This window comes from Trinickia sp. Y13, from assembly GCF_029522115.1.
In the GTDB taxonomy this organism is placed as follows: Bacteria; Pseudomonadota; Gammaproteobacteria; order Burkholderiales; family Burkholderiaceae; genus Trinickia.
In genome coordinates this window covers 205,689-217,750 of sequence record NZ_JAKWFK010000004.1, presented here as the reverse complement: position 1 = coordinate 217,750, position 12,062 = coordinate 205,689, and the positions used below count along the sequence as shown (strand labels likewise).

Annotated in this window: 11 protein-coding genes; 7 read left to right on the top strand and 4 right to left on the bottom strand. The window is 63.3% G+C overall.

Features of this window, described 5'->3' with window-relative positions; translation table 11 throughout:
• Positions 1-11 precede the first annotated feature (11 nt).
• The 6 genes from MMB74_RS09540 (at position 12) to MMB74_RS09515 (ending at position 7,065) form a co-directional block, all read left to right on the top strand.
• Complete coding sequence (locus MMB74_RS09540; RefSeq protein ID WP_277428381.1) at positions 12-1,628, top strand: peptide ABC transporter substrate-binding protein; 1,617 nt, start codon at positions 12-14, stop codon at positions 1,626-1,628.
• 13 nt (positions 1,629-1,641) lie between these two features.
• Positions 1,642-2,580 carry an ABC transporter permease subunit gene (locus MMB74_RS09535; protein WP_277428380.1) on the top strand — a complete coding sequence of 313 codons (939 nt, stop codon included), beginning with the start codon at positions 1,642-1,644 and terminating at the stop codon, positions 2,578-2,580.
• Between the two features lie 5 nt (positions 2,581-2,585).
• Positions 2,586-3,497 carry an ABC transporter permease subunit gene (locus MMB74_RS09530; RefSeq protein WP_277428379.1) on the top strand — a complete coding sequence of 304 codons (912 nt, stop codon included), beginning with the start codon at positions 2,586-2,588 and terminating at the stop codon, positions 3,495-3,497.
• Positions 3,494-4,324, top strand: a complete 831-nt coding sequence (locus tag MMB74_RS09525; protein ID WP_277428378.1) for an ABC transporter ATP-binding protein — start codon at positions 3,494-3,496, stop codon at positions 4,322-4,324. The genes MMB74_RS09530 and MMB74_RS09525 overlap by 4 nt, the downstream gene beginning before the upstream one ends.
• Complete coding sequence (locus MMB74_RS09520) at positions 4,314-5,351, top strand: oligopeptide/dipeptide ABC transporter ATP-binding protein (RefSeq protein WP_277428377.1); 1,038 nt, start codon at positions 4,314-4,316, stop codon at positions 5,349-5,351. The genes MMB74_RS09525 and MMB74_RS09520 overlap by 11 nt, the downstream gene beginning before the upstream one ends.
• 148 nt (positions 5,352-5,499) lie before the next feature.
• Complete coding sequence (locus MMB74_RS09515) at positions 5,500-7,065, top strand: OprD family outer membrane porin (RefSeq protein WP_277428376.1); 1,566 nt, start codon at positions 5,500-5,502, stop codon at positions 7,063-7,065.
• Between the two features lie 143 nt (positions 7,066-7,208).
• Here the strand turns inward: MMB74_RS09515 and MMB74_RS09510 are convergent, their stop codons facing one another.
• Both MMB74_RS09510 and MMB74_RS09505 read right to left on the bottom strand, forming a co-directional pair.
• A complete protein-coding gene (locus tag MMB74_RS09510; protein WP_277428375.1) occupies positions 7,209-7,454 on the bottom strand; it encodes a hypothetical protein in 246 nt (81 codons plus the stop codon).
• A 265-nt stretch (positions 7,455-7,719) separates the two neighbouring features.
• Positions 7,720-8,289, bottom strand: a complete 570-nt coding sequence (locus tag MMB74_RS09505; protein ID WP_277428374.1) for a TetR/AcrR family transcriptional regulator — start codon at positions 8,287-8,289, stop codon at positions 7,720-7,722.
• 377 nt (positions 8,290-8,666) lie between these two features.
• Between MMB74_RS09505 and MMB74_RS09500 the strand changes: the two genes are divergently transcribed.
• Positions 8,667-9,503: a DnaJ domain-containing protein gene (locus MMB74_RS09500; protein ID WP_277428373.1), complete on the top strand. Its 837-nt coding sequence runs from the start codon at positions 8,667-8,669 to the stop codon at positions 9,501-9,503.
• Positions 9,504-9,549: 46 nt separating this feature from the next.
• Here the strand turns inward: MMB74_RS09500 and MMB74_RS09495 are convergent, their stop codons facing one another.
• Entirely contained in the window at positions 9,550-10,392 is an 843-nt protein-coding gene (locus MMB74_RS09495; protein ID WP_277428372.1) for an oxidoreductase, read from the bottom strand.
• A 139-nt stretch (positions 10,393-10,531) separates the two neighbouring features.
• Positions 10,532-11,935, bottom strand: a complete 1,404-nt coding sequence (locus MMB74_RS09490) for a GntP family permease (protein WP_277428371.1) — start codon at positions 11,933-11,935, stop codon at positions 10,532-10,534.
• Positions 11,936-12,062: the final 127 nt, after the last annotated feature.

The window sequence follows — 12,062 nt, the reverse complement described above, 5'->3', positions numbered from 1 at the left end:
TCGCCGCCACTATGAAAGCCACGCATCGTCTCGCGGGGGCGTTGATCGCATTCGCCTTAGCGTTCAGCGAAACCGCAATTGCCGTTCTTGTTCCATCTGGCGTGAAGCTCGCGCCCGTGCAGGAAATTACGCGCCAGCTTCCCGCCGAAATCGAAGCGGTCGATCCCGCGCACATCGAGTCGTGGGCTGCCAATACGGTCGGGCTCGATTTGTTCGAAGGCCTGACGCGCATCGATGCGTCGGGCGCAATCGTACCCGGCGTCGCGCGATCATGGACGCGCACGGGCCCCGACACCTGGCGCTTCACGCTGCGCGACCAGGCACGGTGGAGCGATGGACAGCCCGTGACGGCAGACGACTTCGTCTATGCGTGGCGGCGCGTGGTCGATCCAAAGACCGGCTCGAAGTATACGGTCCTTGCCGAGTTCGTCAAAAATGGCAAAGCCATCGTGGCAGGCGAGGCCTTGCCCGCCACTTTGGGCGCAACGGCCATCGACGCGCATACGCTCGAGGTGAGAACCGAAACGCCCGCTGCATTCTTTCCCGAGTTGACCGCGATGGCGTCGATGGCGCCCGTGCCGCGACATGCCGTGGAGCAAACGCATGAGCGCTGGGCCAAGCCCGGCGGCTTGATCGGCAACGGCGCCTACGTCTTAGCCGATTGGCAACCGAACAATCGCATCGTTCTCCTAAAGAATGCGCGGTACTGGAACGCGAGCCGCGTCGCCATCGAGAAAGTGACCTACGTTCCGATAGAGGACGACGGCACGGCTTTGCGCATGTATCAGGCCGGTCAGTTCGATTACACCTATCGCATCCCGTCGGGGCTCTACGGCCAAGTGCATGAGCGCTTCGGCAGCGAGCTGCGCACGGGCATGCAGATCGCCACGTATTTCTACAGCCTCGACAATCGCGATCCGGTATTCAAGGACAAGCGCGTGCGGCAGGCGCTATCGATGGTGCTCGATCGCGAGCTTCTGACCAAGCGCCTGCTGCAAGCGGGAGAGGCGCCCCTGTACGGGCTGATCGCGAGCGGGACGAAGGGGGCGAGTCCGTTCGTTCCAGACTGGGCAGCGTGGCCGATGGACAAGCGCGTCGACTATGCGCGCGCGCTGTTGAAGCAAGCCGGATATTCGAGCGGCAGACCGTTGCGATTCACGCTCACTTACAACACGAACGATCTGAACAAGAAGGTTGCCCTGTTCGCGGTATCCGAGTGGCGCACGAAGCTCGGCGTCGAGGCCAAGCTCGAAAACGTCGAGTTCAAGGTGTTGCTCCGGGAACGTCACGCAGGGAAAGTGCAGGCCTCGCGCGACGGTTGGTTCGTCGACTACAACGACGCCATGTCGTACTTCGACGTGCTTCGTTGCGGCAGTATTCAAAACGACCAGCGTTACTGCAATCCAAAGGTGGATGCGCTAGTTGCGCAGGCGAATGGGCGGCTCGATCCGAACGAGCGCGCCGCGCTGTTGTCGCGGGCGCATGCGCTCGCCATGGAGGACTACCCGATGATCGCGCTATTCCAGTACTCGGCCGACCGCCTCGTGAAGTCCTTCGTGGGCGGTTATTCGACGACGAACTACGTCGATCAGCGCGCGTCGCAAGATCTTTACATCGTCGCGCACTGAGGCAGGAGGCACGATGCTTCGCTACACGCTGCGCCGCGCGCTCTGGGCGATACCGACGCTGCTGGGCGTCATCACGGCCTGCTACCTGCTGCTGCATGCGACGCCCGGCGGCCCCTTCGATTCGGAAAAGCAACTCTCGGCCGCGGCACTGGCCAATCTGGAGATGAAGTACCACTTGGGCGAGCCGCTCTGGCGTCAATACCTGCACTATCTCGGCGCGCTGGCGCAGGGCGACTTGGGCCCGTCCTACCGCTACGTCGATTGGAGCGTCAACGACCTCGTCGCGAAGGCGCTGCCCGTCAGCATCGGCGTGGGTGGCGCATCGATCCCGATTGCGCTCGTGCTCGGCGTGCTACTCGGGGTGGCCGCGGCGGTGCAGCGCGATCGATGGATCGATCGCCTCGTGATGCTGCTCGGCAACGTTGGCAACGTCGTGCCGCCGTTCGTACTCGGCCCTGTACTCGTTTGGATCTTCGCAATCGTGCTGAAAACGCGCGAGGGCCATGGCTGGCTGCCCGCCGGCGGATGGGGCGATGGCGCATGGACCTATCGGCTATTGCCGATCGCTCTTCTGGTGGTCATCAACGTCGCGACCATCGCGCGCGTGATGCGCGCCAGCATGATCGAAGTGCTGTCGAGCCCGTTCATCCGCACGGCTCGCGCCAAGGGCTTGCCGCCGCGCATCGTGCTCTGGCGGCACGCCCTCAAACCCGCGTTGATTCCGGTCGTGTCGTTGCTCGGGGCGATCTCGATCTCGTCGATCACGGCCGCCGTGGTGACGGAGTCCGTTTTCTCGCTGCCGGGATTGGGCCAACTCGTCGTCAACGGCGCCATCAACCGCGACTACACGCTGGTCCTCGGCATCGTCGTGCTGACGACGGCCGCGGCCGTTCTATTCAATCTGCTGGTCGATCTCGCTTATGCGCTGCTCGACCCGCGCATTCGGTACTGATAATCATGACGCTTTCTTCTTCGTCCGATTTGACCGGTTCGTCGGCGCCGTCCGATCGATGCCAGACGGCGAGCGATTCGCCGCGTGCTCTGCTCGTCCGCTTCGCGCGCAATCGCACCGCGCTTGCCGGCGCTGCGTTGCTGGGCTTGGTGGCGCTCGCCTGCTTCGCCGGGCCGCTCTGGCTCGGCCGCGATCCCGCGCAAAGCGATTGGACTGCGCTGAGCCTGCCGCCTACGCTGCAGGGCGGCCATTGGTTCGGCACCGACGAATTGGGCCGAGATTTGCTGGTCCGCACGCTCATCGGCGGCCGCGTCTCGCTCGAAGTCGGATCGCTCGGCACGCTCGCCGCCTGTGTGTTTGGCGTGGCTTATGGCGCATGCGCGGGTTACTTCGGTGGTCGGATCGATGCGGCCATGATGCGCATCGTCGACGTCATGTACGCGATTCCCTACATGCTGATCGCCATTCTCATGATGACGCTTTTCGGTCGCGCATTTTATTTGGTAGTCCTGACTATTGCGGCTTTCTCGTGGCTCGACATGGCGCGGGTGGTGCGCGGGCAAACGCTGTCGTTGCGCACGCGTGAATTCGTCGATGCGGCCAAAGCGATGGGCGTGGCCGGGCCGGTGATCGTCGCGCGGCACATCGTGCCTAATCTCGCGGGCGTGGTGATCGTCTATGCGACCGTCATGGCGCCAGGCATCGTGCTGACCGAATCGGTCCTCTCGTTCCTCGGGCTCGGCGTGCAAGAGCCGATGACGAGCTGGGGCGTCTTGATCGAAGACGGCGCGCAAAAGCTGGAGGCGATGCCGTGGCTGTTGCTGTGCCCCGCGGTCATGTTGTGCTCGACGCTTTACTGCGTTGGCTTTCTAGGCGACGGACTGCGCGATGCGCTCGATCCGAAGGAGCGGTCATGAAGCCGATACTGGAGGTCGATCGGTTGAACGTCCGCTTCCTGCCGCGCAATGGAATGCCGGTCGACGCGGTGCAGGCGCTGTCGTTTTCCCTCGAGGCTGGCGAGACGCTCGGCATGGTCGGCGAATCGGGCTCCGGCAAGAGTCAGACCGCGATGGCCATCATGGGTCTGCTGCCATCGAATGCGCGCGTTTCGGGCGCGGTGCGCTACGGTGGGACGGATTTGCTGAAGCTCGATCGCCGATCGCTCAATCGGCTCCGAGGCGAGCGCATCGCGATCGTGTTTCAAGATCCGATGACTGCGCTCAATCCGTTTCTGACGATAGAGCGGCAGTTGACCGAGCCGTTGCAGACGCATCGCGGCCTCTCGCGCCGCGAGGCGCGCCGGCGTGCAATCGAAGCGCTGGAGCAAGTTTATATTCCCGATGCGGCGCGTCGCATCGGCATGTATCCGCACGAATTCTCGGGCGGAATGCGTCAGCGTGCGGCGATTGCGATGGCGCTCGTCACGGAGCCGCGCATTCTGATCGCCGACGAGCCGACGACGGCACTCGACGTCACGGTGCAGGCGCAGATCGTCGACTTGTTGGGTACGCTGATTCGCGGCCGCGACATGTCCATGCTGCTAATTACGCATGATATGGGTGTCGTCGCGGGCCTATGCGACCGAGTCGTGGTGATGTGCGCCGGGCGCGCGGTCGAGCAGGCCGACGCGGCTCGATTGTTCGCCGCGCCCGCGCATCCATACACGGTCGGCCTTTTGAACGCACGGCCGCGGCTGCGCTCGCGCATGCAAGAGACAGTTGCCGGGGGCCGCGATGAGCGATGAAGAACAGCGTACGAGCGACGCGCCGCTACTGTCGGTGCGTGAGTTGAGCGTTCACTTTCGCGCTCGGCACGCGGGCGCCGCCTGGCCCTGGCAGGTCTGGCGGCACCGCATGTCGATACGCGCGGTCGACGGTTTATCGTTCGATATTCGTCCCGGCGAGGTGATGGGCCTCGTTGGCGAGTCCGGTTGCGGCAAGTCGACTCTTGCCCGCGCAATCGTTGGTCTTGTGCCGGTCACGAGCGGCAGCATCTGTTGGCGCGGGCACGAAACGGTGCGAGGGAGCGGGCGAGACAGCCGCCAGATGCAACGTTTGCGCCGCGAGGCGCAGGTGGTGTTTCAGGATCCGCTCGCTTCGCTCGATCCACGCATGACGATCGAACGCATCGTCGCCGAGCCGCTCCTCACGCACCGGCCCCAGATGGCTCGCGCCGAAGTGCGGGCGCGCGTGCGCACGATGCTCGAACGGGTCGGATTGAATGCGCACCATCTATCGCGCTATTCGCACGAGTTTTCGGGCGGTCAGTGTCAGCGCATCGGCATCGCACGCGCTTTGGTGGCGCAGCCGCGCCTCGTCATCTGCGATGAGCCGGTCTCGGCGTTGGACGTGACCATCCAAGCGCAAATCGTGAATCTGTTACGCGATTTGCGGCGCGAGCTATCGCTCGCGATGCTGTTCGTCTCGCACGATCTTGCCGTGGTGCAGGCTGTCAGTACGCGCGTGCTTGTCATGTACCTGGGGCGCGTCATGGAGTTCGGCGACAGCCGGGCGGTCTACGACGCCCCTTCTCACCCTTACACGCATGCGTTGCTATCGGCGGTGCCGTTTTCCGATCCGGCGCTCGAACGGCGCCGGTCCCGTGTCCTGCTCAGGGGCGATTTGCCGTCGCCGCTCGATCCGCCTTCGGGCTGCGTGTTCCGCACCCGCTGCCCCCGCGCCGTAGCGGCGTGCGAGCAGGCGGCGCCGAAGCTCGAGGCGCGCGAAGGCGCAAGCTCGCTCGCCGCTTGCTTTCGCGCCGGCGAGACCTAGTTAGCCCACTTTCCAACGCAGTAACAAGTTCTATCGGTGTGGCCTTCGCCACGCCGAGGGAAGCGTTCGTCTCGCCCCAAGGCGGATGAACGAGAACGCTCGTCGGCATCGTATCGACGGGCAGGGTCGATCCATCCATGAGGTAGCCATGTCTCCGAGACAAGACAGCATATTCGCCGTCAAATCATGCGCGATCGAGATCGCGCTGCTGTGCGGCGCGCAATTGATGAGCGGGATGGCAGATGCCCGCGCAGACGAAGCGCCGATGCTCGCACCGCTTGCCGCGCCTTCCTCCGTCAAGCGGCCCGCGATAGAGCCGCCCCCTGCTTCGGCACAACCGCCCGAACGCGGCGGCGGTTCGCACGACCGGTCCGCGAAGACGTCATCGCAACTCGCGCAGGAAGCCACCACGCCGAACGCTGTGGTCGGCACGGAATCGGCGTTGACCCAAAAGCCGTCGCCGCCGCGCTCGAGCCAAACGAACAGCAAGGGATTCGTTGCCGACAGCCACCTCGATCTCGAATGGCGCAATTACACGGATTATTTTCATGCCGATGGCTCCGGCCGTCGCCATGCCTGGGTGGAGGGCTTGCAAGCGAAATTCGAATCGGGTTTCACCCAAGGACCGATCGGTTTCGGTGTCGATGGGGCGCTCTTCGGCGCGCTCAAGCTAGACGGCGGGCGCGGCGCGAGCAACATGGTCTATCTGGGACGGCACGGCGATGGCGCCAATCGTCTCGCGTGGGCTTATCCAGGCATGTATGCGGTGAAAGCTCGTATTTCGGACTCCTTATTGAAGTATGGGCTGCAGGACGTCTCGAATCCGTTCTTGGATCCGCACGACAATCGCGCTTTGCCACCCACGTTTTTGGGCGCGTCCTTGCTCAGCCGTGAAATAGACGGGCTGGCAGTGCAGGGCGGCAGTTTCACGAAGGTCGTTGCGCGCGGGCAATCGAACTTGACCGACTTGCGCACGACTTACGGTGGGGTGGCGGTCAAGCGCGTGACTTATGCGGGTACGACATGGGACTACGCTCCGAACGGTTCGGCATCGTTCTATGCGGATCAGGCCGACGACGTATGGCGGCAATATTATGCGTCGCTGCAACACGGCATCGGAACGCCCGATACGCTCAAAGTGACCGGCTTCGCGAATCTATATGCGACGCGCGATACCGGCGCCGCGTTGCAAGGGCCGTTGAACGACACGGCCTACAGTGTGTCGGTGTCCGCGCAACACGGGCCGCATGCATTGCTGCTCGGTTATCAAAAGATCCTCGGCGATCAGTTCTTCGACTACATCGACGAGACAGCCGGTGTTTATCTCGTCAACTCGATGGACGTCGATTACAACGCGCCGCACGAGCAATCGCTGCAGTTGCGCTACACGTTCGACGGTAAATACGCGGGATTGCCTGGGTTTTTGGCGATGATTTGGGCGCAGCAAGGGTGGGGCGCCGACGCATCGGCCATGGCGGGGCGTGCTGGGGCGAATGGCCCCTCCTATACGGCGCTTTACTTCAAGCACGGCCAACCCGTGCATGGCCGACACCACGAATTTGGCTTCATTCCCACGTATGTCGTGCAAAGCGGCCCGCTCAAGAACGCTAAAGTCACGCTCATTGCGCAATGGCATGTCGGCTCGGCATATTACTCGGATAGCACGAACCAGGTATATCGGCTTTTGGTGACGCTGCCGATGCGGGTGTTTTGAGGAAGAGTTGCCCGGTAGGCCGGCAAGCGACCTGCGGCGAGCCGCTAAGGCCGCCGCAGGCGTTCAGAGTCGCAAACGATGAAGGCTCGGAGCCGAAGCGCTGGGTTCGTATGAGCGAGTTCGGTAGGCCTTTTTCCGAAAATTCAACGGACGTGCTGCTCGCCCGGTAATTCCGCCCCATGCGCGCGGATTGCCGCGATGAGTTCGGCGGGCGTGATCTCATAGCGGACTTCGCGGTGGATGCCGGGCTTGCGCTCGTCGATTTCGATCAGATGAATACTCTTTCCGTCGTTTGTCGCTTCAAGCCGCAAAGTGCGGACGACATGTCCGCCCGTGTCGTGGATCTCGGTGAGCAGGGCCATTGCCCCGGAAGAGCCGGTGGTGCGCATCGAACGTTCCTCGAGTCGTGGTGAAGCGATTGTACGGGCTTACAGAGGCTTACGTCTGTCGTCGGCCGCGCATAGCGCTGGTGCGACAGGGTTGCGCGCCTCCTGCCCATTTCATGCCGATGAGTGTATCGCGAAGTGCGCTTGCTTCAGCGGCTTTTAAAAGTACGCGAACACAAAGCGCCACACCGGGGCGTTTGGGGGTTGACGCTCCCGGATTTCCTCACTTTGGCGCCGCCGGCGCTGGGGCCGCCGGCGGATTTCGTCGTTACGCGACGTGCATGCGCTCGTTTTCGAGCAGGGCTTGGGCGATTTCCCATGCGTCGCGCGCCGCATCGACGCGGCCGCTCAACTGGCGGGCGAGGGTCGCGCCGTCGATCAAGAGCGCGAAGCGCCGCGCGAGCCGCGCCGCCGTTTCGCCGTCGAAGCGCTCGTCGAGGATGCGTTGCAACGAATGCACGAACGCCCCGCGTTGGGCTTGCGATGCGGCGAGGATTTCGTTCTCTTCGGCATGAAACTCCGCGGCCGCATGGATGAGCATGCTGCCCGTAAAGGTATCGGAGCGGAACCACGCATCGTGCCATTGGAAGATGGCGTGCAGTTTATCCAATGGATCGGTATGCGCGGCGACGGCGGCGGCAATGCCGGCCGCGAGCGTCGCCCCTTGCTCGTTCAATACCTCGACGACCAGGCGGCTCTTTGACGGAAAATGCTTGTACATCGTCATCTTGGCGACGCGCGATTCGGCGATGATGCGATCGATGCCGACGGCGTGAAAACCGAACTGCGCGAATAGGCGAGTCGCGGTTTCAATCAAGGCTTTCTTTTTTTCGCTCATTTAGAGGCCCGCTTCTATAGTGAAAGTTTGTGTTTTCGCGGCGAAACCAGTAAGGGACGAAGCTTTCTTCTCAAAAAACGGCTTTGAGAAGAACGAAGGTTCGCTATGCCTGGCTGGGTTCGGGCTACCGCGCATGCTCTCAATGCGCGGAATGTTCTCGAAGCCTCGTCATTCAAATCGAAGCGGTCGCTGAAATCAACCCCCTGCGGATGAGAATCAGGAAGACGCTCGTTTTATTCATCGCCGAAAAAACGCAGTCGGCTTATCGGGTGCGCGCTAAATCGGGCGCGGCCGCTTGCGCTCGATGCCAGCGGGTACGCTTCGCGTGAGCGGGGTGTTACGATCTACAGCCTGGAAACTCCTTCCTTCGACGAGCTATGGCGACGTTGTACGAAACGCTCGGCGTGCACGAGGACGCCTCCGACGATGAAATCAAGCGCGCCTATCGAAAGGCGGCCATGCGCGCGCATCCCGATCGCAACAAAGGCCGGGAAGCCGCCGCGCATGATGCGTTTCAGGAAATCAAAGAGGCGTATGCCATTTTGTCCGACCCGGCGCAGCGGCGTGTCTACGATGCCGTGTTCGCCGAGGAAATGAGCAAGCTGCGGCGCAGCGACGCGCAGGGTGAGGCGCGCGAGCCGCGCCGGAAGCAACGGCAGGAGTCGCATCAACCGCGGCAGGAAGCGCAGACGAAGCAGGAAGGGCAGGCGGATCAAGAACGGCAGGCGCACAAGAACGCCGAGCGCCAAGCGCAGGCGGAGCAGGAGCGTTACGAGCGGTATGTATCCCAGGCGATGCGCTACGGCGAGCGTGGACATAACCGCGACGTGGTATTCGGCGTCTTGCTCGGCAGCGGCTGTGAGGACGCGCTGGCGGCGCGCATCGCCGATGGCGTCGCGGCGTTGTGCGCTTCGCGCAAAGCAGCGCCGATCGGCCGCGAGGCCGACGCTAGGGACGCCGATGCCGTTCGACCCGACGCGAGTCGGCCCGACGCTAGCAAGCTCGAAGCGGGTCCGGCCGACGCGAACCAAGCAGACGCGAACCAGGCCAACGCCGATGCATCAGATGCGGTTCGCCGCACCGCGCCAAGCCGGCCGCGTCAACCGGCCAGGCCCCCAAAGGAGCGTGCCGACGCGGCCGAGAAAACGGAAAGCGCCGCGCATGCCGGGTTCTTCAGCTCGCTGTGGCACGGCGTGTTCGGCATTCGTCCCTAGCCCATCGGCCGATGTGCGACGAATGCCGAACGAGCGTTCGTGTTCGTCACGAGAAATCGGTCGATTTCGATAATGGCTCCCACGCCTTCAGTTCCGCACGCAGCGCGTCGAGTTTCTCGTTGACGAGCTTGACCGCATCGGGACCCAGCAACAGATGCACGGGCGGCTCGCTCGCGGCGACGATCTCGAGGATGGCGCGCGCGGCTTTCGCCGGATCGCCGGGCTGCTTGCCGCTGATCGCTTGGCGCCGCTCGCGCAGGTGATTGAAGACGGCGTCGTAGTCGGGAATCGAGCGTTGAGCGCGCACCATCGAACGCCCGGCCCAATCCGTGCGGAACGCGCCGGGTGCGACGGCCGTGACCTTGATGCCGAAATCCTTCACCTCCTTCGATAGACTTTCGGAAATGCCCTCGAGCGCAAACTTCGTGCCGTTGTAGGCGCCGATGCCGGGGCCGGTGATATAACCGCCCATCGACGTGATGTTGATGATGTGGCCGCGCTTGCGGCGGCGCATGTACGGCAGCACGGCCTGCATCATGGCCACGGCGCCGAAGACGTTGACGTCGAATTGCTTGCGCCATTCGTCGAGCGTCGACTCTTCGAGCAGGCTCTCGTATCCGTAGCCGGCGTTATTGACGAGCACGTCGATGGGACCGACCTTGCCCTCGATATCGGCGACGACACCGGCAATGGCGTCGGTGTGCGTCACGTCGAGCAATTTACCGATCGCTCGGCCGGGACCGAGCAATTCGAACTCGCCGAGCGCCGTCTGGTCGCGCAGCGTACCGACCACGCGATGCCCGTCGGCGAGCGCCGTCTGCGCCAATGCGCGCCCGAAGCCCGTGCTCACGCCCGTGATGAAAAACAGCTTGCTCTGCGTAGTGGACATCGATTCCTCCCATCGGAAGTGCAATGAAGTCGGCTGTCTATGCTACGGCAAGTGGCGTGTGTTGGCGGATCGTAAGGCGATGCGATCGGACGCATCGCTCGCCCTTCACCCGTGGCGGCCCGGCGTCATTCGCAGTGGATCAAACGATTCCCGTTGCGTAATACACGGCGATCACGAAAAAGACGGCCAGCGTCTTGATCAGCGTCACGGCGAAGATGTCGCGATAGGACTCCTTGTGCGTGAGCCCCGTCACGGCAAGCAACGTGATGACCGCTCCGTTGTGCGGCAACGTATCCATGCCCCCGCTGGCCATCGCGACGACGCGATGCAGCACTTCGAGCGGAATATGCGCCGCTTCGGCGTTCTTGATGAACCAGTCGGACATGGCAGCGAGCGCGATGCTCATGCCGCCCGAGGCCGACCCCGTGATACCCGCGAGCGAGCTGACCGAGACGGCCGCATTCACGAGCGGATTGGGAATCGACTTCAACGCGCCGCCTACCACGACGAAACCGGGCAGTGCTGCAATCACGCCGCCGAAGCCATATTCCGAAGCGGTGTTCATCGAAGCGAGCAGTGCGCCGGCGATGGCGCTCTTGGTGCCGGTGGCGAAGCGCTCGCGCACCCGGTTGAATGCGGTGAGCACGACGAGGACGATACCGGCGATCAGCGCGCCTTCGACCGACCAGACGGCGACGACTGTCTTGATCGTTGCGGATAGCGGCGTATGCACGCCGGGCAACACGTCGGGCGGCACGGTATAGGTGCCCGCGCCATGCCACTGCGGAATCAGCTTGGTCAACGCGAAGTTCGCGGCGCCCACGAGCACGAGCGGAGCGATGGCGAGCAGCGGATGAGGCAGCGTTGCCGTGCCGATATGCTCGGGTTCGTTCACGAGAGAAGTGCCATACCCTTCGCCTTTGGCCAGGGCCGAACGGCGTCGCCACTCCAAATACGTGAGGCCCACGACGAGGATGAAGAGCGAGCCGATCGTGCCGAGCGCGGGGGCCGCCCATCCCGTCGTTTTGAAGAACGCGCTAGGAATGATGTTTTGAATTTGCGGCGTGCCAGGCAGCGAATCCATCGTGAACGAGAACGCCCCCAATGCGATCGCCCCCGGCATGAGGCGCTTCGGAATGCCGCTTTGACGGTACAACTCGGCCGCGAACGGATAGACCGCGAACACGACGACGAACAACGACACGCCCCCATAGGTCAGCAGCGCGCAGACCGCCACGATGACCGCATTGGCACGGCCTCGGCCGATGTAGCGAATGGCCGCCGCCACGATCGCTTCGGAGAACCCGGCAAGCTCGATCACCTTGCCGAACACGGCCCCGAGCAGGAAGACGGGGAAATACAGTTTGACGAAGCCGACCATCTTCTCCATGAAGATGCCGGTGAACACGGGGGCGACCGCGCCGGGGTCGGTCAGAAGCACCGCCGCGAGGGCGGCGATCGGTGCGAACAGAATGACGCTGTAGCCGCGGTAGGCGGCGAACATCAAGAACGCCAATGCGGCAAGAACGATGACGAACGACATCGAGTCTCCAAGTTGTGATTGTGGGTGCTAGCGCCGAAAAAGCGCGGGCAGCCCGCAGTGCAGGTTTCGTGCCATCGCCGCGCGCTGTGCGCGCGGCGTGGCAGGTTCTCGCATTTGCGCGCGAATC